Origin of the sequence: Rarobacter incanus, from assembly GCF_006715765.1 — a bacterium.
In the GTDB taxonomy this organism is placed as follows: domain Bacteria; phylum Actinomycetota; class Actinomycetes; order Actinomycetales; family Cellulomonadaceae; genus Rarobacter; species Rarobacter incanus.
In genome coordinates this window covers 1,438,757-1,462,130 of sequence record NZ_VFNV01000001.1, presented here as the reverse complement: position 1 = coordinate 1,462,130, position 23,374 = coordinate 1,438,757, and the positions used below count along the sequence as shown (strand labels likewise).

General features: G+C 65.7%; 16 protein-coding genes. 8 read left to right on the top strand and 8 right to left on the bottom strand.

Going from position 1 to position 23,374, the window contains the following annotated elements; translation table 11 throughout:
* Window positions 1-98: 98 nt before the first annotated feature.
* Both FB389_RS06170 and FB389_RS06165 read right to left on the bottom strand, forming a co-directional pair.
* Window positions 99-932 (bottom strand): DNA-formamidopyrimidine glycosylase family protein, encoded by an 834-nt coding sequence (locus FB389_RS06170; RefSeq protein ID WP_142111968.1) that lies wholly within the window; start codon window positions 930-932, stop codon window positions 99-101.
* The gene (locus tag FB389_RS06165) at window positions 919-6,012 is read right to left on the bottom strand and encodes a DEAD/DEAH box helicase (protein ID WP_142111966.1); all 5,094 of its coding nucleotides are present in this window, start codon (window positions 6,010-6,012) and stop codon (window positions 919-921) included. Before FB389_RS06165 ends, FB389_RS06170 begins: the two co-directional genes overlap by 14 nt.
* A gap of 195 nt (window positions 6,013-6,207) precedes the next feature.
* Between FB389_RS06165 and FB389_RS06160 the strand changes: the two genes are divergently transcribed.
* Window positions 6,208-6,726, top strand: coding sequence for a hypothetical protein (locus FB389_RS06160; RefSeq protein ID WP_142111965.1), 519 nt, complete (start codon window positions 6,208-6,210; stop codon window positions 6,724-6,726).
* Window positions 6,727-6,855: 129 nt separating this feature from the next.
* On the opposite strand, the gene FB389_RS06155 is transcribed toward FB389_RS06160, so the two are convergent.
* Window positions 6,856-7,284: an Lrp/AsnC family transcriptional regulator gene (locus FB389_RS06155; RefSeq protein WP_142111963.1), complete on the bottom strand. Its 429-nt coding sequence runs from the start codon at window positions 7,282-7,284 to the stop codon at window positions 6,856-6,858.
* Window positions 7,285-7,411: 127 nt separating this feature from the next.
* On the opposite strand from FB389_RS06155, the gene rocD (FB389_RS06150) reads away from it, so the two are divergent.
* A complete protein-coding gene (gene rocD / locus FB389_RS06150) occupies window positions 7,412-8,635 on the top strand; it encodes an ornithine--oxo-acid transaminase (protein WP_142111961.1) in 1,224 nt (407 codons plus the stop codon).
* Window positions 8,636-8,774: 139 nt separating this feature from the next.
* Entirely contained in the window at window positions 8,775-9,623 is an 849-nt protein-coding gene (gene ddaH / locus FB389_RS06145; protein ID WP_246043552.1) for a dimethylargininase, read from the top strand.
* Window positions 9,624-9,725: 102 nt separating this feature from the next.
* Here ddaH and FB389_RS06140 read toward each other — a convergent pair whose 3' ends face one another.
* On the bottom strand, window positions 9,726-10,340 hold the full coding sequence (locus tag FB389_RS06140; RefSeq protein ID WP_142111957.1) for a hypothetical protein: 615 nt from the start codon (window positions 10,338-10,340) through the stop codon (window positions 9,726-9,728).
* Window positions 10,341-10,663: 323 nt separating this feature from the next.
* Here FB389_RS06140 and FB389_RS06135 point away from each other — a divergent pair, with 323 nt between their 5' ends.
* A complete protein-coding gene (locus FB389_RS06135) occupies window positions 10,664-12,091 on the top strand; it encodes a CHAP domain-containing protein (protein ID WP_170207900.1) in 1,428 nt (475 codons plus the stop codon).
* A 34-nt stretch (window positions 12,092-12,125) separates the two neighbouring features.
* A complete protein-coding gene (locus FB389_RS06130; protein ID WP_142111954.1) occupies window positions 12,126-13,340 on the top strand; it encodes a substrate-binding domain-containing protein in 1,215 nt (404 codons plus the stop codon).
* 64 nt (window positions 13,341-13,404) lie between these two features.
* Here the strand turns inward: FB389_RS06130 and FB389_RS06125 are convergent, their stop codons facing one another.
* Window positions 13,405-14,169 (bottom strand): hypothetical protein, encoded by a 765-nt coding sequence (locus tag FB389_RS06125; protein ID WP_142111951.1) that lies wholly within the window; start codon window positions 14,167-14,169, stop codon window positions 13,405-13,407.
* A 157-nt stretch (window positions 14,170-14,326) separates the two neighbouring features.
* Complete coding sequence (locus tag FB389_RS06120) at window positions 14,327-15,262, bottom strand: helix-turn-helix domain-containing protein (RefSeq protein WP_142111949.1); 936 nt, start codon at window positions 15,260-15,262, stop codon at window positions 14,327-14,329.
* Window positions 15,263-15,593: 331 nt separating this feature from the next.
* On the opposite strand from FB389_RS06120, the gene FB389_RS06115 reads away from it, so the two are divergent.
* Window positions 15,594-18,908, top strand: a complete 3,315-nt coding sequence (locus FB389_RS06115) for an amidase family protein (RefSeq protein ID WP_170207899.1) — start codon at window positions 15,594-15,596, stop codon at window positions 18,906-18,908.
* 211 nt (window positions 18,909-19,119) lie between these two features.
* On the opposite strand, the gene FB389_RS06110 is transcribed toward FB389_RS06115, so the two are convergent.
* Window positions 19,120-19,569 carry a zinc-binding dehydrogenase gene (locus FB389_RS06110; protein WP_246043551.1) on the bottom strand — a complete coding sequence of 150 codons (450 nt, stop codon included), beginning with the start codon at window positions 19,567-19,569 and terminating at the stop codon, window positions 19,120-19,122.
* A 127-nt stretch (window positions 19,570-19,696) separates the two neighbouring features.
* Entirely contained in the window at window positions 19,697-20,005 is a 309-nt protein-coding gene (locus FB389_RS06105; RefSeq protein ID WP_246043550.1) for a TM2 domain-containing protein, read from the bottom strand.
* A 311-nt stretch (window positions 20,006-20,316) separates the two neighbouring features.
* Between FB389_RS06105 and rocD (FB389_RS06100) the strand changes: the two genes are divergently transcribed.
* Window positions 20,317-21,561, top strand: a complete 1,245-nt coding sequence (rocD, locus tag FB389_RS06100; RefSeq protein ID WP_211344962.1) for an ornithine--oxo-acid transaminase — start codon at window positions 20,317-20,319, stop codon at window positions 21,559-21,561.
* A gap of 149 nt (window positions 21,562-21,710) precedes the next feature.
* Window positions 21,711-23,240 (top strand): response regulator transcription factor, encoded by a 1,530-nt coding sequence (locus tag FB389_RS06095; RefSeq protein ID WP_170207898.1) that lies wholly within the window; start codon window positions 21,711-21,713, stop codon window positions 23,238-23,240.
* The last annotated feature ends 134 nt before the right edge of the window (window positions 23,241-23,374 follow it).

Sequence of the window (23,374 nt, the reverse complement as noted above, 5' to 3'; positions counted from 1 at the left end):
ATCCATTGTCGCGCTGATCGGGGCGGTTAGGGGTCGATGCTGGGGCGCGACGCGGGTAGGGGCCGATGTTGGGGCGCGGCGCGGGTTGGGTGGGAACTCTATCGCGGCTCCGGTTGGCAGTGAGGGCAGTAGAAAACGGGACGTTCGTACGGTAGGGCGTTGGCCGTGCCGCGCGCGATCGGAGTTCCGCAGCGGTGGCATGGCTTGCCGCGGCGGGCGTGCGCGTGGCTGGTGCGCGCGCCGAAGCCGCCGACCACAACGCGTTGCATCAGCCTGCGCGCGGCCAGTAGTAGGTTTGCAATATCCTCCCCGGCGAGTTGCGCCACGGGCGTCCAGGGCCAAATTCGCAAAGCGAACAACGACTCGGCCATGTAAATCGTTCCGATCCCGGCGACGACTCGCTGATCGAGCAAGACCTCGCAGATCGGGCGCGACGGATCGGCCTGCGCGTTGGACACCGCTTTCTGTAGCCCGGTTGGAGTGGGCGTCGCACCCGCATGAAGCCCGCCGCGGGCGTTGCCACCCTCGAAATCCGCGGCGAGTAGGTCGGGCCCCAGGCGGTCCACGATCGTGTGCTCATCGCGGGTTCGCACCAGGTTGACCATGCCGATATCGAGCCCCACGCACAGCGTCGCATCGTTGCCCAGCAACACCCGTGCGTGGGGAGTTCGCGCCAATCGCGCCGCCGCGGGCGATCCTGCGGGGGCGGTTCTCCACGCTCCGTCCATCCGCAGATGCGTGTGCAGCGTCCACCCGTCACCGGTCCGCTGAAAGAGGTTCTTGCCGTAAGAAAGGGTCTGCGTTACTGTCTGCCCGACTAGTGCGCCCGGGTCCACGTTCGGCCAGCGCAACTGCGCTGTCGTCAATCGAGTCCCGTCGAGCGCCTGCCCCAGCGTCTGCGCGCATCGCGCCAATACGTCACCTTCGGGCATGGGGGGCCTCCAATAGTAAGCCCTGGGCACTGACCGCGGCCCCGGCGCTAAGGAGATAGTTCACCACTTCGGTCGCGGCGTCCTCGTTATTGGGATGGTGGCTACGCGCGCGGGAGACGGATTCGAGCGCGGGCGTAGCGTTGATCGTGCGGACCGTTGCACGTGAAACGATCCCCGACCGCACGGCAGCCAGCAGCGCGTTCGCGGCGACTTCAAGATCACCCGGCCGCTCGGATCGCGGATCCCGACCGATGGCTTCGTCGAATTCGGATGCATTGTTCGAGAACGCAAGCAAGGTCCGCCCGCCGCGTTCCAAGTACAGCGCCAATCTCCCATCGACCAGGACGACGACGGCGCCCGCTCGCCTGCCGGGCCGGTGTTTGTCATCCGCAGCCGGGGGCCAATCCAGCATGATGCCGTAGGGATTTGCGGGATCGGTCGCGGCCAACACTGTCGTTTGGGGGGACGAGGGCTCCGCTGAAAACGTCCGCAGTTCGTCCACTACTCCGGGCAACGCAAACTGGGCACCGCCCAACCCTTCCACGAAATAGCCGCGCCGCACGTGGCCCTGGGCTTCCATGTCGGACAGCACCCGGTACATCGTGGCGGCGGGTGTTACGATCTGATCCGCGAGGCCGGGCGTCCGGGGCACGACACCGTAGCGCTGCAATAGAACCGTGACATCCGCATGGGCGCGCAGCGTTGCATCGGTGGATGCTGCGTCGGGCGGGGCCGCGGCGCCTGTTTCGGAATCTGCGCACAGTGTTGACCAGCGGCCACCCGCGCGGGCCGCTGCTATGTCGCGCAGCGCGTGTTTGCCGTCAGCTCTCATGGTCGGGGCGAAATGCGTTTCGTCGGTTGGCGGGCGTGGATCCAACGAGGTGGGGGCCTGGAGAGAGTGCGCCAACGCACGCAGGCCCCGCAGGCCGCGGCCGGGGCGGGCCCTCCCGGGGGATCGTTTGGCGCGGTGCGCGCCGCCGCGGGCCCCCACCATGTGGCGTAGGGAACCGAAGGAATCGGACGTGATCAGCCCCCGCCAAGCAAGTTCCCAGAGCGCGGCCGCCACCGCGTCAGCGGGGGCGCGTGTTGCCGTCAGGAGGTGGTCGAAGAACTGACCCCCGGTGCGAAGGGTAGTCAAGAGCACCGCGGCGAGATCCGGGGACGTGGGCACTGGCGGGGAGGTGGGGTTTGGCGGTGCTGCGGCTGTGGTGTCGGGTGTGGGCGCGGTGGGCGCGGCTGCGGTGTCGGGTGTGGGCCGGGTGGGTGCGGCTGTGGTGTCGGGTGTGGGCGCGGCTGCGGTGTCGGGTGTGGGCCGGGCGTCGTTGCCGTGTGGTGGCAGGGTGAGCGCGGCCGTTTCGGCCAGATGCAACGAAATCACGCCGTCCCCGCGCGCCCCGGGGAGCGACTGATGCCCACACCAGAGAATCTCGCCGCGGGCGGAAAGCTCGTCCAAAAACTCCGGCCGGTAGTCGGATACGCGCGACGGCAGGATCCACGATTCGAGGGCGGAGGCGGGAAAGCGGGCGCCGGCCAGTTGTTCGATTGCCGTCAACAAGCCATCGACGCCCTGTAGGTCGGGCCGGACCCGTTCGGGTGATAACTGACCTTCGTCCCCGCGTCGCCACGCCGTATGGCCCAGCCTTTGCCAGGCAGGAACGAACCTGGCCAGGGCGTTGGGGGAAACGGCCTCGACCTGCCCGCGCAGGCTCGCCAAACTGCGCCTGCGGATGCGGCGCAAGACGTCGGCGTCGACAACGGTGGCGGTGCCGGAAGCAGGCGGAGGCAGCACCCCGGTCGATGCCCGGGCGTCGGCGCCGGTTGGGCCCGCGGGGCCGCCGGTTGGGTCGCCGCGGAGGCTTCGCGTGGGGCCGGCTACCAGGTGGCCCGCAGAGGTTAACCGGCGGATGACCTCGGTCGCCATGCCGCTTGAAAGGCAAAGGTCCGCTGCCAGCTCAGCCGCGGTAAACGGCCCGTGGGTGCGCGCGAATCTGCGCACCAAATCACCCAGGGGATCGGCTGCCGGCTCCAAGAATGCGGAGGGAACCCCCGCCGGGGGTGGCACGCCGAGAGCGTCGCGTAGTCGCCCGGCGTCCTCCGCCGCCGCCCACCACTCGCCGCCATGGGGGCGTGCGACGCGGATGACCTGTCGCAACTCGTTATCCGCGAGCCAATCGCGCACGTCAGGGCCGCTCAACGTTGCACGCGCCATGATTTGCGCCATGGTCAGGGGCCCGTGTGTGCGCAAGAGCTCCCATAAGTGATCCACCCGCGCGACGCGCCGATCCGCAGAAGTCCATTCCACGTCGGCGCTGACCTGCGCAATCGCATCCGCATCCAACAGATCCGCAAGATCGGGGGCGGCATGCGATCCAAGAATCTCGGCAAGCAGTACCGGATCTAAACTCAACGCCACCGCTCGGCGCTCCGCCAGGGGTGCGTCGGAGTCGTACATGAACTGCGCCGTGTAGCTCATCAGCAGCGAGCGTGCGTAGGGTGAGGGCGCCGACGTTGTTACCTCAACAATCCGGATCCTGCCGGAATCGATGGCCGTCATCAAAGCCAGCAGCGAGGGCACGTCAAAGTCGTCTTGCAGGCATTCGCGGACGGCCTCGATCACTATCGGAAAATCCGGGAACTGGGCGGCGACGGCCAGGAGCTGCGCCGCGCGGTGCCGCTGCTGCCACAGCGGCTGGCGGAGCCCCGGCTTGCGCTTGGCTAACAACAGTGCGCGCGCGGAAGCCTCGCGGAACCGGGTCGCGAACATCGCGGAACCGGTTATTTCCGCCTGGATCGCTGCCAGTACGTCGGCGGGGTCAATCACAAGATCGGCGGCGGGCATGCCCGCGTCGAGGCTGTCTCCACTGGGTGGCATCCGCAGGACCAGCCCGTCGTCCGTATAGGACACGGAAGCATCCAGGCCATACATCTCCCGGATGCGTCCGCTCAGGACCAGCGCCCACGGCGCGTGCACCCGCGCCCCGAAGGGCGAATGGACGACAATGCGCCAGTCACCCAGCTCGTCGGTGAATCGCTCGATCACCAGGCACTTGTCATCGGGGACACGGCCCGTGGCCGCGTACTGTTCACGCAGCAAATCGATTAAGGCATTGGCCGCCCCCGCGTTGAGGCCCAGTGCGAGCAGTTGCGCGTGCGCGGCTGCCCCATCGGAGCGGCGGCGCGCATCGAATTGGCGGGTGAAGGCGCCCATCGCCGCCCCCAACTGAAATGGGCGGCCCGGCCCATCGCCCTTCCAAAACGGCAGCCGCCCCGGTTGCCCCGGTGCCGGGGTCACAATGACCTGCTGGGGCGTGATTTCGGCGATCCGCCACGTTGACGACCCGAGGGTAATGGCATCGCCCACCCGCGATTCGAAGACCATCTCCTCGTCCAATTCGCCGACACGATTCGAAGCCTTGGAGCCGTCGGAACCGGCCAACACCACCGGATACAGTCCGCGGTCGGGAATCGTGCCACCCGAGGTCACCGCCATCAGCGCCGCCCCGGGCCTCCCCTTGAGCATGCCGGTGGCCCTATCCCACGCTATGCGCGGGCGCAGATCGGCAAAATCCTGCGACGGGTAGCGCCCCGCCAGCATGTCGAGCACCGCCGCCCAGGTCGCATCACCTAGGGTCGCGAACGGGGCAGCCCGCCGCACCAGAGCCAAGAGGTCCTGTTCGTGCCAGTCGGCTACGGCCACCGCCGCGATGATCTGCTGGGCCAACACGTCCAGCGGGTTGGTGAGCTCGCGGACGGGCTCGATGTCCCCATCGCGCATCCCCTGGGCGCTCACAACCGCCGCCACCAATTCGCCCGGATACAGCGGCAACATCACCCCGCGCGAAACCTGCCCGACCTGGTGCCCAGCGCGGCCCACCCGCTGCAGCCCCGCGGCAACCGACGGGGGCGCCCCGACCTGAATGACCAGATCGATCGCCCCCATATCGATGCCCAATTCGAGCGATGAAGTCGCGACCACTGCGGGTAGCCTTCCCGCCTTCAGCGCATCCTCGATTGACGTGCGTTCGGCCCGGCTCATCGACCCGTGGTGGGCGCGGGCGATCACCGGTTCGATGCCAAGCGCCGCGCCCGCCTGCGCCGTGATCTCGGCGGGCCACTTCGATGTATCCGCCAGGACGCCATCACCCAACGCATTCGTTGCCCCGTGGCGCCGCGCCCATTCCTCGTTGAGCCGCGCCGTGAGCTTTTCCGCGGTTCGGCGCGAATTCACGAACACTAGCGTTGACCGATTCTGTTCGATCAGGTCAACGATCCGCCCCTCGACCTGCGGCCATATCGAGGACGAGGCCCGCTCATCCTCCATCCCGCCTTCACCCACGGTGGGCAGGTCGAACTGAATCCCCAGATCGATCACTTTGGTGCTCGGCGGCTGCACGATGCGCACCGCGCGCCCGCCCGCGTCGGGCGCGCGCCTCCCCGCCAGGAAATCCGCCACCCGGTCGGCGGGGGTGACCGTGGCCGACAGGCCAACCCGCTGCGCCGGTTGCGGGAGCAGTGCATCGAGTCTTTCGAGGCTGACGGCCAGATGCGCGCCGCGCTTGGTCCCCGCGATCGCGTGGATCTCGTCAATAATGATCGTGCCCACGCGTTCCAGCGCCGCGCTCGCGGACGAGGTGAGCATTAGATACAGCGATTCGGGCGTGGTTATGACTATGTCCGGGGGATCCTTGGTCATTCTTTGCCGGTCACGCTGGGACGTATCGCCGGTGCGCACGCCCACCGACACCGGCGGCATGGAGATACCCAGGCGGTGCGCCCGCTGGCTGATTCCAGTCAGCGGGGCACGCAGGTTGCGCTCAACGTCGCTGGCGAGCGCCTTGAGGGGGGAGACGTAGAGGATCTGCGGGGCTGGTCCGGAAACGCCGGGGGAAGCCGGATGCGCGACCTGGAGGTGCTGGTCGATTGCCCACAGGAACGCTGCGAGCGTCTTCCCCGAGCCGGTGGGCGCGACGACGAGCGTGTGATTGCCCTGGCCGATCGCCTGCCACGCGTCGCGCTGGGCCGGTGTGGGCGCGTCGAAGGAGGCATCGAGCCAGGCTTGCGTCGCGCGCGAGAACGTCACATGCCAACCCTACGCACACGCTCTGACAAACGAGCGGCTGAGGTTGTCTGGAGGTTGTCGCACTAGGCGTGGGGCGGAGGCTGAACAAGTCCCATCTGAGCGCCAGCTGTGGCCGGTATTCTATTGGCTTGTCCCTAGACGCAAGTATGGTCATGTGACATCGGCATTTCACGTCTGAATGGAGACCTCGCACTCATGCGCAAAAAGATCGTCGCGGCCCTGACCGCGGTAGCACTCTCGAGCGGTGCCGCCGCCGGCGTCGCCCCCATCGCCCAGGCTTCCCCGGCGGCTCCTCTTCCAGCCGTATCTGCCGCACCTGCTGTAGCCGCAGTGAAGACGACGAAAACGATCGTCGTAAAGGCGAAGAGTCGTGCCAACCCCGAGAAACTGACGGTGAAGCAGGCCCGGAAGATGAAGTCCACCTTCATCGAGGCCAAGGGCAGCGCATTCGACGAGTTGGGATTCCCCCTGCTGATTGGCATCAAGAAGGGCCACGCGTCGGCCGCGAAGCTGTGGAAGGCGAAGAAGGGCCAGAAGGTTCGCATCATCACGGCCAAGGGCAAGAAGCTGAACGTCAAGGTTCTCAAGCGCGTCAGCGGAGAGGACTTCGCCGAGGGCAATCTGCCTATTTCGCTTGCCGCGAAGACTAAGGCAATAGTCGTTCTGGGCGCCACGGTCGAAGCGGACAACGCCCGGGTATTCCTGCTGGGCTGACCAGACGCAAACCTCATGACGGGCAGGTCTCGCCGCAAGCGCGGTGGGGCCTGCCCGCGTGCTTCTGGCCCTGCCGAACGGCCGCCAGCCAATGCCTGGCCGAGCGTCCGGCCGAGCCGACGACTGGCGCTATTTCTGAACGAGCGGCGTGAGGACCACAGCGGATCGCGTGCGATCAACGTTCGGCATCGCCCGCACTCGCTCGAGCGCCCGTTCGAGAGCGGCGATATCGCGCGCCCGCAGCAGCGCCACGGCATCGGCGTCGCCCGTGACCGTCCCGGCGTAGACGACCTCGGGCACCTGCTCCAGCATGGTCCGGAGCATGGCGGGGGCGACGGTCCCGCGGCAGAAGACCTCGACGTAGGCCTCGGTCGAGGCGTTGGCGGCGGTCTCATCGACCACGATGGTGAAGCGGCGGATGATCCCGAGCTCTCGGAGCCGGTCGACCCTTCGCTTCACCGCGGAAGCCGAGAGTCCCACCTGCGCTCCGATGACCCCGAGCGCGGTTCTGGAATCGTCGCGAAGCAGTTCAATGATTGTGCGATCTATTGCGTCCACTTTGTTAAATTAGCAAACTGTTTGCGCCCATCGCCATTATTCGCATGCCCGTTGCGTATTTTGCAATGAAGTGACGGAGGGCTCGTCCCCATAATGGAAGGGACGAATCCGACACCAAGGAGGCGAAATGGCCGACTCAACCGTGACGCACCGGAGCGCGAAGCCCGCCGCGCAGGAGGGCGCGAGCCGACTGGCCCGCAACTATCACCCGCTACCGGTCACGCTGACCAGCGGGAAGGGCGCCTGGGTCACCGACTCCCACGGCAGGGAGTACCTGGACTGCCTCTCGGCCTACTCAGCGGTGAACTTCGGTCACGCCAACCCAGAACTGCTCGCCGTCGCCCACGCGCAGCTCGACCGCCTCACGCTGACCTCGCGCGCCTTCGACAACGACCGCCTGGACGAGTTCGCCCTCGCGCTCACGAACCTGACCGGCACGGACATGGTCCTGCCGATGAACACGGGCGCCGAGGCGGTCGAATCCGCCATCAAAGTGGCACGCGCCTGGGGCTACCGGGTGCGCGACGTCCCCAAGAACCGGGCGAACATCATCGTCATGGACGGCAACTTCCACGGCCGCACCACGACCATCGTCGGCTTCAGCGACGACCCGAGCGCATACCGCGATTTCGGGCCCTTCACCCCGGGATTCCGCAGCGTGCCGTACGGCGACGCCCTCGCGATTGCCCAGGCGATGGACGAGAACACCGTCGCGGTCCTGATCGAGCCCATTCAGGGTGAAGCGGGCGTGCTGATCCCCCCGGCCGGTTACCTGGCCGATGTGCGCGAGCTCACCGCGGCGCGGAACGTGCTCCTGATCTGCGACGAGGTCCAGGCCGGTCTCGGACGTACCGGTGCGACGCTCGAATCGGAGCGGCAGGGAGTCCGCGCCGACCTGATGACCCTCGGCAAGGCCCTCGGCGGCGGCGTCGTCCCCGTGTCCGCCGTGATCGGCCGCGGTGACGTGCTCGGTGTGCTGCGGCCGGGCGAGCACGGCTCGACCTTCGGCGGCAACCCGCTGGCGGCGGCCGTGGGAACCCAGGTCGTGAGGATGCTCGAGACCGGTGAGCACCAGCAGGCGGCACGCGAGCGCGGTGCCCAGTTGCGGGCGGCGCTCGATCCCCTGGCCGGCAACGGCCTGACGGCCATCCGCAGTGCCGGACTCTGGTTCGGCATCGACGTGGACCCCAGCCTCGGCACGGGCCGCGACGTCTGCATGCGACTGATGGAGCGTTCGGTGCTCGCGAAGGACACGCATGGTCAGACCGTGCGGCTTGCGCCGCCGCTCATCGTGACCGCGGACGAGGTCGACCAGCTCGCCGAAGCGGTCAAGGCCGCCCTGCACGCCTGATCGCGCTCGCCGGACGAGTCCGGAGACCCGCCCGCCCTTCGACAGGCTCAGGAACCACCCGCCCATGGGCGAGCCCGCACGGACCACCCCCGATCACTACAACCACCGAACCCGCCCTGAGAAACACGAGGAGTCCCACGTGACTGAAACCCTGGCTGAGAAGGTCGAAGCCGTAGAGCGAACCGCATCCCCGTATCACTTCGCGATGGTCGAACCGTCCGAATTCGACGTCGTATACGAGATCAACCCGTGGATGGCCACGACCGACCGCCCCGACCGCGAACTCGCGCTCGCCCAGTGGCGCACGCTGGTCGACGCGTACCGCGCCTACGGCCACACCGTCGAGATCATCCCCGGCGTGCCGGGCCTGCCCGACATGGTGTTCGCCGCGAACGGCGGCCTCAGCGTCGGCGGCATCTTCTACACCGCCAAGTTCTCGACCGAGTTCCGCGAGGCCGAAGGACCGCTGCACGCCGAGTGGCAGAAGGCGAACACGTCCGCGAAGGTCGTCGAGGCCACCTTCGTGAACGAGGGCGAGGGCGACTACATCGCGCTCGGCGACCGAGTCCTCGCCGGATATGGGTTCCGTTCGACCATTGAGTCGCATCGCGAGCTGGAAGCGGTCGCTGGTCGCGAGGTCGTGTCGCTGCACCTGGTCGACTCGCGCTTCTATCACCTCGACACCGCCCTGTGCGTGCTCGACGAGGCTCGCGGGCTCGTCGCGTACTTCCCCGGAGCGTTCGGCGATGAGTCGCGCGCCACGCTGGAGCGCTTGTTCCCCGACGCCGTGAAGGTGTCGGCTGAGGACGCGGAAGCATTCGCCATGAACTCCGTCTCCGACGGCAAGCACGTGTTCCACGCCGGTGCCGCGCGCGAGTTCGGCCGCATCGTCGAGGAACTCGGCTTCGTATCGGTTCCCCTCGACCTCTCGCAGTTTCTCAAGGCTGGTGGCGGCATCAAGTGCTGCACCATGACGCTGCGAGACTGATCTAGCCGCCTCTCTTAAGGCTAGTGACGACAAAGCGCTTCACGCCGGTGGCTCACATGGGAGGCCACCGGCGTGAAGTGTCTGCAGGAACGGGTGCCGGAGTTATGCCCCCTCTTTATCCCGCAGCGCGTTCCTGATCTCCTCTAGATCGCTGGCGAGCGGGGTGGAACTACTCCCGGCAGGTTCTTTGAGGGCAGTGATCCGCTCGCCCGCAAGCGGCATGACCCCGGATTCGGGGGAGATGAGACTGTAGGGAGAGGATTCGTAGGCGCTGAGCAGCAGCACCATCTCCGCCGCGTCGATGTCTTCGAGCAGGACGGTGCTGACTTCGCGCTGAGCCTTGGTGCCCGGTTGCCCGATCTCAATCGTTGTTCCCGGCGGCAGGCTGCCCTTGATGGATTCGATGACCTCGACCGTGGCGATCGTTATTGGTACGGCCGAGCCGCCAATTTCGTCGGGACTCGGAGCGGTTCCTTCGCCAGGATTCGCCACGGCGCCGTTCGCGGCCGTGCTCTCTGGAAGCAGCAGGGATTCCCGGGAGGACAGCGTCTTGCCGACGATGACCGCATCCGCCGCCGAGAGGGCCTGGGGCAGCGTGCTGTAGTGCGGCCAGTCCGCGCTCAACTCATTGGTGTACGACGAGGAACAACTCGCGATGCCAATCGTCGCTAGCGCGGCGATCATCACCACTAGCGATCGCACGAGCCTTGGTTTCATGCGGTTCACCTCCAACCATCATGTGTCGGCGGCGAACCGATTCTTGCAACGCCACGAGCCGCCATATTGTGGCGCGTCGCTGCTGCCGATAGAGTCATGACAGTCGTATCATCTGTCACTTTTGTCACACCAGCCCCAGTTGGCGCGATGGCCGTAGCCGCAAAGGAGGTGCCATGCCCCAGCGCACTCTCGTTCCCACCGACATTGCAGCATCCAATCGGACCGTCGTACCCGGGTGCATTCCGCGTGCGACACGGCGACGGCGCCTTGCTCGGCGGCCATTTCGTGCCTGGCGACGGCTCATGGCATTCGCAGGAGCCCTCGTGCTCCTCCCCGGCCTCGCCACCACGGCCCCCGCCCAGGCGGCGAACTACGAAGTGCTGTGCACCGGATACGACGGCTGCGTCGCGGCGGGCTACCCCGATCACGGTTACAAGCAGGCCCGATCGAGCATGTACTGGAACATGTTCTCCGGCCACAACTGCACCAACTACGCGGCCTACAAGGTCATTCGCGATGGCGGCCCCGCGACGCGCCCCTGGACCGGCGGAGGCAACGCGACCTACTGGGGGACGTCGGTTCCGCAACTCGTCGATCAGGCCCCTGCGGTCGGTGCGATCGCCTGGTGGCTAGGCGGAGCGGGCGGCATGGGTTCGGCGGGCCACGTCGCGTACGTCGAGAGGGTCGTGTCGAACGACGAGGTCATCATCTCCGAGGACAACTGGTCCGGAGACTTCCACTGGAAGCGCATCAAGCGCGCCAGTTCGGTGTGGCCCAGCGGGTTCCTCCACTTCACCGCTGACGCGGCCGGCAACCCGACGGGCGCGCTCGACGCCGCCACGTCGCCGGTGCGCGGCCAGATCCGGGTGACTGGCTGGGCCGTCGACCCCGACTCCGCCGGAGCGGCAGTGGGCATTCGCGTCGTCGTGGGCGCGCCCGCCGGCGGGGCGGGCGTGATCGCCGACGAGTCCTCCGTCGCCGCCACGCCGAACGCCAACGGGGCGCAGGGCTCGTCCACGAACCCGTCCTCGCCCAGCGGGATCGCCTCGGGCGCGGATGCCACGGGAGCCATCTCGTCCACCGTGGGCTTCGACATCACCGTGGACACACAGACGGGCGGGAAGCTGCCCGTGTACGTGTACGCCCAGAATGTCGCTGGAACGCTGGGGCGGGCGGTGCTCCTCGGCGGCAGGACCGTCAAGGTGACGAAGCCGCTCGCGATCAAGGCTGGCACCGTCGCGCTGACGGGCAAGACGCGGGTGGGGGCCACGGTGAAGGCGGCAGTGGCCGACTGGCCCGAAGGCGTCGTACTCGACTACCAGTGGCGGCGCGAAGGGAAGACCATCAAGGGCGCGACCACCCGCAAGTACCTGGCGCAGCCCGACGACAAGGGCAAGCGACTCTCGGTCGTCGTCGTCGCGTCGCGGCCCGGATACAAGACCGCGACCAAGAAGTCGGTCGCGACCGCCGTGGTCATGCCCGGCAAGCTCGCCTCGACGACGCCCAAGATCAAGGGCAAGGCCGCAGTCGGCGCCAAACTCACGGTCAAGACCGGCGCATGGACGCCAGATGTCACCTTTAAGTACCAGTGGTACCGGGGCGGCAAGAAGATCGCGGGCGCGACGAAGGCCACCTACAAGGTCAAGAAGCGCGATCGGGGAGCCACGATCGCGGTGCGCATTGCCGGCAAGAAGAAGGGCTACGTGACCGCGAAGGTGTGGGCGAAAGTCAAGAGAGTCCATAAGTCTTAGCATGCTAGGTGCATTGTTCGGTTAGTCTCGATGCATGAGCCGATCCGTCTCGCGAACTGCCACCGTGATCCCCACTTTGCGTGCGTCGTGCCATACGCTTCTGCGTGCTCCCGCGATCTTCCGCGCGGCGACGGCTCTGGTTGCCGCTGTTGTGATCACGCTGGCTGGATGCGCTGCTGGTCCGAACCCCACCGCGTCAACTACTCTACCTGCTGAGGCGACACCCGTCGCAGATGAGAGCCCGCGGCCGCGGGCACTGGAGGCTGTGGCACTGATCGGTGTCATCCAAGAGACAGATGCACTCACCTCCTGGGATGACGACGAGTATCTGTTCCAAGAAATGCTGACGGAACGCGGCTATGAGCACGACGGCCGCCGGAACGTGACGGACGATTGGACGTGGGCGGAGACCATCGACGAGTGGACTCAGCAGGGGGCCGCAGCCATCGTTATGGAATCCGATGTCTGGGATGGGGACGCGGAGGCCATAGCTGCCGCCCGCACCGCCGGGGTCCGCTTCATCTCCTACAACGCTGTGCCGCGCGCATCCGTCGACGTCGACGTCGACTTGCACGTCGGAGTGCGCGAGGACGCTATCGCGCGCGCCCAACTCGAGGCGTTGGTCGGCATGCTTGCAGAGAGGAATACTCCGAAGCCGTGGCGCATCGCGAACTTCGTCGCCACCCTGGGTCAGGGCGACGGTAGTGACTTGCAGCGTGCCAATCTCGCGTATGGGTCCCCGGACCTCAGTGAGGCGATCGATGCGCTGGTTGAAGCGGGACAGCTCGCGGACGCTGGCGACGTGATTGTTCACGACTGCCAGATTGCCGGCGACAGCCGAAAAGTGAAGAAGCATGCGCTCGAATGGCTTGATGGCCTGGATGGTCTGGCTGGTATCGTGCTCGCCGATCCGAGCACCTTGCTGGTCTCGTCGTTGCCGGAAGAGCTTCCAGTGGTCTTGCTGGATGCATCCTTCGACGCCCTCGAATCGGTGGTGAGACTTGACACGCGCGCAACGGTGACGGTCTTCCCCTCCGAACTGGTCAATTCCGTGGGAACGGCCCTCGACGCGCTCCAGCGGGGGACCATTGGCCAGTTGCCCACGCTGCCTCGCGAAGGAACCGCTACGGACATTCCGGCCGTCTATGTAAATCCGGTCACGATCACGAACGACAACTGGGAGACCGCTCTCGCGGATGACGAGATGATGCTGGGCACGCTCAAAGCCACGGTCGGCGATCTGGACTGACTGAACAGGTCCGACCCACATCTGTCCCGTGTGCGAGCGCATGGGTGGTCACATCCCGTATCACCTAGCCGACATGACTGCGACGGCCTGTCACCACCACCGTCTTGGATGTCGCGCCTTTGCCGTACCGCTTCGAACTCGGGACGACTACGCGTACGCGGTGCGTGCCTGACTCGAAGAGATAGAGACTCATGGTGGTCTTGACCTTCGACGTGGCGAAGTCTCCTTTGCCGTAGGGGATCGTGCGCCAACTGCCCTGACGCCATTCCTCTATGCGATATTTGCGCCAATAGGCAGGTTTCATCGTCACCTTCAGCAGGGCGCTCTTGGCCGACACTTTAAGGCGTGGATTCACAGCCTTCGCCTTAACAAGCAGCACCTTCGATGTGGCTCCTGTCGAGGTTGCGCATTTCTGCACCCTTACTCGGTATTTCGTCGATAGCGTTCGAGTGACCGGGAAGCGCAACTTGACCTTGAGCGGCCCGCCGTCGTAATTCTCCGGAACTGTCTTGATGGTGGCCGACCGCCATCCGTCGCCTTCGTTGTATTCCAGAACCACCTGAACGTAGGGTTCTACTTCCGTTACGGTCACCACAGCGGCGGGGAGGCGTCTTCCCTGCTTGCCCTTCCGGTTGACTCCCGATACCCAGCCGGTGATCCGTGTCTTCGTATCTGCGGACGGGGTCGATTTCGACGAAGAAGCGGCGGCGTGGGATGTGGTCGCGGGCGATGCGATCGATGCGACCAACACCAAACTCCCGATCAGCACTATGAATTTGAGACGCCAGTCGGTTTTCAGCAATGGCAAAAGCTCCGATGTATCGCGCATGATTCCCCCTCGGGTCGTCAGGCTGCACGACCATGGGATCGAGACGACCTCGGTTTCGTTGCCTGCGTTTCAGTGATGTTGTCAATAAAACCAGGCCGTCGGTGAGAGGTCACCGAATTGGACCGGCATCAACTGGCCATGTCCGAAGTCTGCCGAATCAGGCTTTGCCGCTTCGGCGGCCCAATTCGAAGAGCGAGCTAGCACCGTAGTAGTCCATCGCCTCGGCGATGCGGCGGCGGGCCGTCCTTTCCGAGATCAGCAAGGTTCGAGCTGCGGATTCAATGGTGAGGCCCTGGGCAAGGAGTTCGATCAGTGCTTCCCAGGGTCGCACTGCGGCGGGCGGACGTGGGTTGCCTCCGCTGCGCCACAGGGATTCGAAGTGTGCGGCGGCAAGGGAAGCGATCGGACCGCCTTGGATCGCTATGACCGAGTCGAACCGCGCCATTGACGTCTCGGCCTGAACCAGGAGCAGATCGTCGTAGATGTGGAGCATCTCCGTTGCTTGGGAGTTGACTCGAAGTGACACCCACGGTGGGAACCAGTCGTCGAATCCACTCCGGTTCGGGCCGTCCTCGAACGTTATCGCATCGACGACGCAGCGTATCCGCACGTCGTGATGCGTCAGATACTGATGCGCCCATTCCGGCTGGACCGCTCCGAACTGCTGAAGCGTGGAAGGGCCGACCAGCACCACGCGAACATCGCGCGGTGCCCTTGTCGTGAAGTTCTCTCGCCAGATCTGCTCGACAGCGGCCGGACCATGGATGACTCGTCCTAGAAGATTCGGCTGGCTGCCCTCCTGCCAGGAACGGAGGAATTCGGGCAAGTCCTCGAGGGAAGCACGCAGTCGATCCAGAAACCGGTTCGCGGAGGCCACTCCCTGCGCTATCTGCGTAACTGCGACTTCAAACGGATTGAAGTACTCGATCCCTCCGTCGTCGTGGACTTTGAGCAGCTCCGCGTCCGACAACTCGGCAAGACGGGAATCGGTGGCGGCCTGTTCCAGGCCAGCGATCAAGGCCAGTTTTTCTGCATCGCGAGCCCGCGAGCGGAGCGCGATTCGCAGGAGTTCTTCTGGCGAGATTTCTGACATCGAGGCTACTTCGTCTGGCGGGTCCGGGTGACCTTGCTGGCGTTCACCCGAGTCTAGTTGGACGATGTCCCATCGGGGAGCGTGTTCGCTCCTGACCTTAACAGGAGCCCTCCGGCACCTGAGTCCGCCGTCTTCGCGCCTTAGACTCCCACCCTAGATTCCCGAGTAAAACCCCTGTTTCACGACCGTAAATAGCGAGCGAAATGCGTCAATCGGTTCCGTCCCGCCCCGCAGACTGAGAGGCGGGAAACATCCCATGCCTTCCGGGATGGCTCCGTCCAACGTCTGGCCCGATGGGCCGCGAGCAGACACGACGCAGAGGAATCGAAACATGAGACGACACATGAGCGCGCGACGGGCCTCCGCCGGCGCCATCGCGCTGGCCCTAGGGCTCGGAGCACTGCCGGTAGCGGTGGTGGCCGGGACGAGCGCATCGGCGATCACCACTCCCGTGGGAGCCGACAGCGCTTCGTGGAACATCAACGACGCTCGCCGACCCGGCATCGACACGGGCTCCATCCGCAACATCTCCAATTCGAACGTTGAGGCGTTCGGCTCGATCTTCGCCCAGGTCAGCGGTGGCGAGGAGCCCCGCATGAATGGTCAGATGCTGCGTGGGTTCGGTCTCACGGCCACATCCGGCACCACCTACACCTCTTCCGCGTCTGTGCGTCTCGGCGACATCCTCGTCACTCGCAAGCTTTCGCTGGACACGACCACCAACATCGCCACCTTCTTCGACACATTCACCAACACGGCCACTGCGGACCGCGTAGTCGACGTCTCGTTCGGTGGCGCGCTCGGCTACGGCACAGCCAACTCCGCAGCGTCGATTCTCGCCACCTCCAGCGGTGATCAGGTGATCGATGGCACCGACTCCTGGACCCTGTCCCAGGCGGCGGGCGGCAGCAACCGGCGGGCGGTCGGTGTCGTCGTCGGTGACGCCGGCTCGGATCGCGTCGGCAACCAGCAACGCGACCCGTTCACGACCGACTACGTGACCACCGGCAGCGCCGCGAACTACCCGGGCTTTGTCGAATCGCTCGACATCGCCCCTGGTGAGACTCAGTCCCTGCTGCGCTACGTCGTCGTGGGTGACCGGAACGACACCACTACCATTGCGGCCAACACGGCGGCGCTCGCGGCCAGCCCTGTCGTCAGCGCTTTGACGCTCGACGAACTGTGCACCGTCAGTAACTGGGACGTCACCGCGCTTCTGGGCGCGACCGGCTGCGCTGGCACAGAGCCGCTCGTCCTCCCTCCCGCTGAGGACGAGGCCCCCGCCGTCACCGATGTGGCGTACGACGTCACGGGAAAGACCATCACGGAACTGCAGGCGGCGATGCGCGCCGGGGAGGTGACCTCGGTCGAGATCACCCAGGCCTACCTGGACCGCATCAACGCCTACGACACGGGATCGCTCGGCTTCAAAGCCTTCATCTCGGTCGCCGACAACGCGATCGAGCAGGCCGAGGCCGCCGATGTGGCGCGCAAGAACGGCGCCGACTCCGATCTGCTCGGCATCCCGATCGCCCTGAAGGACCTGTACGACACCAAGGACCAGATCACGACCGGTGGCACACGGGCGCTGAAGGACTGGCAGCCGGCCACGGATGCCTTCCAGGTCGCGGCACTGCGCGATGCCGGAGCCGTCCTGATCGGCAAGACCAACCTCTCCGAGTTCGCGAATTCGGGCTCCTTCAGCGAATCCGGCTTCCAGCAGACCTGGAACGGCCTGTATCCGTCCAAGAGCTCGTTCGGCTCCTCCGGCGGTTCGGCGACGGCGCTCGCGGCGGACTTCGCCGCCGGAGCCATGGGTTCCCAGACCGGTGTGTCGCTCTACGCCCCATCCACCGGGGCCTCGATCGCCGCCTTCCGCGGCACGGACGGCCTGACGTCGACCTCGGGTGTCATGCCGCTCACCTGGGCTCAGGACTACGCCGGCCCGATGGCCAAGTCCGTGTCCGACCTCGCCGTACTGCTCGATGCCACCGCAACCCAGGAGACGGGCAACAACCCGGACGACATCCTGACCAGCCGCGTGGACAACTCCAAGCGTCCGACCGAATGGAAGACCGCGCTTGACTCTGGCGCGCTGCAGGGCAAGCGGATCGGCTACTCGCCCACGGCCTTCCAGTCCGCCATCTTCACGGACGACACGACAGGCCCCGAGACCTTCGAGGCGATCCAGGAGATCTTCGAGGCTGCTGGCGCCACGCTCGTACCGATGACCGGCGCACCCTCCACGTCGGGAACGGGCATCAACCCGGTCGGCAGCGGCGGCGCCGAGGGCTGGGAGCGGTACATCGAGGAGAACCCGGGCTTCCCGTTCGCGACGCCCAAGGGATTGCTCGAGTCGAAAGACAACCTGCCGTACAACGTCTCGTCCAACTACACCTCTGTCGGCATGGACGATGCCAATACGGACCTCTACCTGCAGCGCCGCGACGTCTACAAGGAGCGGGTGGCCGATTGGATGGACACAGGTGCCGCCGATACGGAACCGGTTGACGCGGTCGTGTACCCGGGCTTCATCTCCGAGGTCGGCAACAACGACGCCTCATCCGCAGCCCTCAGCTCGGACCGCGCGACCGGAGTCCTGACGTCGAACTTCGGTGTCCCGACCGTCATCCTGCCGATCACCACCACGAGTGCCGGCTACTCCAACTCGGTCCAGATCGTGGGCCGGGCCTGGGACGACGCGAGCATCCTCGGCTACGGTTACGCGGCCGAGCAGCAGTCCAAGGCGGCCCTCCACACCCAGTACGCGCCGGCACTGCAATACTCGGGTCCGGCGGACTCCATCGTGTCTCTGTCGCTGAGTTCCACCTCGACCGCGTTCGGAACCCCGGCCAAGGCCACCATCAAAGTCGTCAGCGCCCGCACGGCAACGGGGAACGTCACGGTCAACGTCGACGGAGCGTCGGTCACGGGCGCACTGGTGAACGGTGAGGCAACCGTCACCCTGCCCTCGACGCTGACAGTCGGCACGCACCTGGTCGAGGCCAGCTACGCCGGTACGCAGAAGGTCGCGGCAGGCTCGGCCGCAGCACAGCTCGCGGTGACGGCGAGTGACTCGTCCATCGCCATATCCGCAGCGAAGTCCTCACTGACCTACGGAACGGCGGCGAGCGTGACCCTGGCAGCCACGACCGCCAGCGGCAAGCCGCTCGCTGGCACGGCGATCGTGTACGACGGCGCCAAGGTCATCACCGAGGTGACCATCCCGGCGACGGGCAAGGCCACCCTCAAGGTGCCCGGGTTGACCGTCGGCAAGCACTCGCTCACCGCGCGGCTGCTGCCAGGCGCCTCGAACGGCGCCGCCCGTACGGCCACCTCGGCGGTCGTCACCGTCGCCAAGGCGGCGGCAAAGGTCACGCTCAAGGTCGCGAAGAAGACGACGACCAAGAAGCGCCTCAAGGCGACCATCACCGTCAAGGCGTCGGGCCTCAAGACCGTCACCGGCAAGGTCACGGTCCGCGTGAACGGTAAGAAGGTGAAGACGGTTGCCCTCAAGAACGGCAAGATCAGCGTCAAGCTGCCCAAGCTGAAGAAGGGCAAGGCGAAGGTGCGCGTCACCTACGCCGGATCGGCCACCACGAAGGTAGCCAAGAGTGCCATCAAGAAGGTGGCAGTCAAGAAGTAGCCGTTTCGCACGCCACTGTCGCGGCGGGCTGGTCGCCGGGGTCATCCCGGGGGCTGGCCCGCCCTCTCGTTCGGGTAGGTGGCGGAGGGTTTGGTAGGTGGCGGTTTGACCCCCCTGGGTGCGCATTTCAACGCGCTACCCGGGGGGTCAAACCGACACCGAGCGCGCCGCCCGGGGGATGTGGCGCGTGCCAGCCCTGACGGTGCGACCGCTAAGGCATCACCAGCGACTTGATCGCGGTGCGTTCCGACATCGCCTCGTAGGCGGCGGATATGTCATCGAGCGCGAATGTCTCGGTGAAGACCATGCCGGGGTTGACGGTCCCCGTGAGGACGTGCTCGAGCAGTTCGGGGATGTAGCGGCGGGCGGGTGCCATACCGCCGCCGATGGTGATGTTGCGGGAGAACAGCGTGCCGATGGGCACCTGAGATCCGCCTGCGGGGACGCCGACGAACCCGACGCGTCCGCCACCGCGGACCGATCCGAGCGCCTGGTGCATGGCCACGTCTGTCCCGACGCATTCGAGCGCGGCGTCAGCCAGTTCGCCACCCAGCAGGTCGCGCACAGCGGCGATGCCTGCTTCACCGCGTTCCGCGATCACATCGGTGGCCCCGAACTTACGTGCCAGAGCGGCGCGGTCCGCGTGGCGATGGCATCCCACGCACCCAACTGTGCTGGCGTCGGCGCAGCGAAGGATGCGTCTAGCCAGGCTTGGGTGGCGGGTGAGAACTTCATGCGTTCAGCCTACGCATGACCTACGACACCGGCTGCGGGGCGAAGAGTTGCGCCTAGCTGCCCGACATGATGCTGGTGCTGTACCCGCCACCACCGAGTACCACGACGACAACCGTGATGATGATTGCCGTCCATTTGTACTGGTCATATCCCTTGAGTGCGTAGCCGTCCGCGTCAGTTTGGGCACCGCCCAGTGTGATCACGAGGTCGATCAGAGCCCAGAGGCCAAACCCGCCCAGGGTGACGAGCTTGAGAATCCCGGTGCCGATCTTCCCGAGATAGAAACGGTCAATTCCGAAGACGCCGAGGAACCACGATAGAAGCCACGTGGCGATGAAACTCTTATTTCCAATTGCTGCCATGGTCATGTACCCCCTGTAAGTAAGTAACGAGTGGCTCCAGCCTATTGGATAGGTCCGACAGCCGTTGGAAGCGTGTTGCCGGCGGGATTGTGGTGCGCCGGGTTCTTGGCGCGGTGAGGGGAATGTCTGCGGCGGGTTTTCGGCGCGGTGAGGGGAATGTCTGCGGCGGGTTCTTGGTGCGGTGGGGTAATGCCTGCGGCGGGTTTTTGGTGCGGTGGGGGAATCGTTGTCGGTGGAGGCGCGGCACCGATGACGATTCTCGGCGCGATGGTCCGCATAATGGAGGTGGATCTAACTGAAAGAGGCACATCGTGACCAACATTTCCGCCCCCGCACCAGCCGAAATCGCCGCCGATCGACCGCCGGCGCCGGGGGCCGACCGGCTCGCCCACAACTACCACCCGCTGCCCGTCACGCTCACTAGCGGACGGGGCGCCTGGGTGACGGGAACGGATTCGCGACGCTACCTCGACTGCCTCGCCGCGTATTCCGCAGTGAATTTCGGGCACTCCAATCCGCAATTGTTGGCCGTGGCCCACGCGCAGCTCGATCGGCTGACGCTGACGTCGCGCGCGTTCGATAACGACAAATTGGACGAGTTCGCCGCCGCCCTCACGGACCTAACCGGTACGCAAATGTACTTGCCGATGAACACCGGAGCCGAGGCCGTCGAATCTGCTATCAAGGTTGCCCGCGCATGGGGGTATCGAGTCAAGGGCGTGCCCGCGGGGCAGGCAAACATCATCGTGATGGACGGGAATTTCCACGGACGCACCACCACGATCGTGAGTTTCAGCGATGACCCCAGCGCCTACGAGGACTTTGGGCCGTTCACGCCGGGCTTCCGGCGGGTGCCGTTTGGCGACGCCACGGCGGTCGCGGAGGCAATCGACGCGAACACGGTGGCCGTCCTGCTGGAACCGATTCAGGGCGAGGCCGGGGTCATCATCCCCCCGGCCGATTACCTCCCTTCCGTGCGCGCTATCACCGAACAACAGAGCGTCTTGCTGATATGCGACGAGGTGCAATCGGGGCTGGGGCGCACGGGCGCCACGCTGGAGTCGCAGCGTCAGGGCGTGACCGCGGACCTGATAACGCTGGGAAAGGCCCTGGGTGGTGGCATAGTTCCGGTATCCGGCGTGGTCGGTCGCGCGGACGTCTTGGGTGTATTGCGTCCAGGCGAACACGGGTCGACGTTCGGCGGTAACCCGCTCGCCGCCGCCGTCGGGCGGGAGGTCGTCTCGATACTGCGCACGGGCCGGTACCAGGAGGCGGCACGCCGCCACGGAGAGTTGCTGCGGAAGATGTTGGAGCCTGCGCTGGGAAATGGGCTCACGGCGATTCGCAATGCGGGGCTATGGTTCGGGCTGGACATTGATCCGGCAGTGGGAACGGGGCGCGATGTCTGCATGCGCCTTATGGAACAGGGAGTTTTAGCGAAGGATACCCACGTCCAGACCGTGCGTTTGGCGCCGCCATTGGTGATTACGGAGAGCGAGATAGAAACGGTCGTCAGTGCGCTGTCACGGGCATTAGACTTCTCATCAGAGCGGTGAATTGTGAAATAGCCGAGCAGAAATGCGGGGAACGTGCGAGTCTTTACGCTGAAGTTGGCTGCGTGCGGCGAAATCGGTGCGAATGTAGTTAGTCCGAAATGCGCTGTAGTTGGCCCATGATGGTGCGCGAGATGGAAGGGGGCGACCGGGTGGAGTCAGTGTGCGGCGCCGTCACGAGCGACATAGACGCGGTCGCATCCGATCTGAATTCGGCCCTGGACCGGGACGCCAGCACGGAAGTGGCGGACATAGTCGGGCGCACGTTCTGGCAGCTTCTGGATCACGACCCGGCGCTTGCCATCCGCGGCCTGTATGCCCTGGATCCGGCGGTGACTAATCTCCATCCTGGCCTGCGCGCGGCCAAGTCGCTCTGCGGCCTCATGGACACCCGCTACGTCCTGGCACCGGCGGGAGACGCTCCCGGCCGCGACCTCGACCGGACCGATCTGGTGGCGATGTTCCAGGACATGATGTTTGGAGCGGCGCACCGCAAAGATTCCGAGTCATTAGCCGCCGCCCGGGCGGTGCGCGAATTGGCGCTTTCCGTCATGGCGGGAGATACGGAACACGCGCAGGCGTTCTTCGGCATGGTGTTGCTGCACACCGGCATCATTTCCCTGCTCAACGAAGACTTCGATGCCGCGATTACGGATTTCAACGCCGCGCACCGGCTGGGTCGCAATGATGGCGCGCTGCTGTTGGAACGCGACGCTCACGCCAAACTTGGACTCGTTCATGGCCTGTTGGGGCGGGTCAATGCACTGGATGCTGGCGCCCGCCCCGGGCAGCCGGACCCCACCGCCGTGATTCTGCGGCCCTACACTCACTATTCGCATGACACGGTTGGGGCGCTGCGGGCAGTCGAGCGGTTGGATCCGGACGCGCGTGAGCGCGCCTACGCCATCGATGTGCTCGATCCACTGAATTCGCTGTGGCCGATTGCCCTGCTACTGAGGTGCCGCATGGAATTGGTGCGGGGAACCCCGGGGAAGGTGCTCGATCAGATTGCCTTGGTATCGGGCGTGCATGACAGGCGCAAATGCCCGTTGAGCAGGGATATCGTCATGTCGGTCGCGATCGACGCCTTCTCGGCGATCGGCGAATACGGCATGGCCTGGGACGTGTACGCCAAGCACCCAGCGGGAATTTTCACGGGTACATCGCACCTGCGTCTGCTGCTCGCGACCGGTGAATACGATCGCGCGCAGCAGATCATCGACGCCAACCTCAACTGCGTCGAGACATACGCGGTCGTTAGGGACGAATCGATTATGGCGTTGGCATGGTTGCGGGTGGCCACGGGGCAGCCCATTGGCGCCGCGACCGCGCGCCACATCGTCCGGCTCGTCACCCAGGAATCGAAGTGGAGGGTGGCCTGGGCGGTGCCGCCCGCGGTGCATCAGGCGTTGTGCGACGAGTCCCCCGAATTCGCCGCCGCGTTCGCCGCGCACAGGCAGGGAAACATCGACGCAGATAGCGCGCTGAAGGTTCCGCTGTCGAACGCGGAGCTGCGCGTTCTGCGCGCTATCGCGGTCAAGGACACGGTGGCGCGGGCTGGCCAGCACCTGTATCTTTCGCCGAATACCGTCAAGACCCACCTGGCATCGATTTACCGCAAACTCGGTGTGCACGATCGCCAGGGAATGCTGGCGCGCGCCGGTGAACTTGGTTTGCTGTAAGGGCGGCCACGAGCCTAACCGGTGCGATCCCATCGACCTGCGCGCCAGCGCTCGGTGCAACTACGCTCGGTGCGACCTTGCCCTGCGCGCCAGCGCTCGGTGCAACTACGCTCGGTGCGACCTTGCCCTGCGCG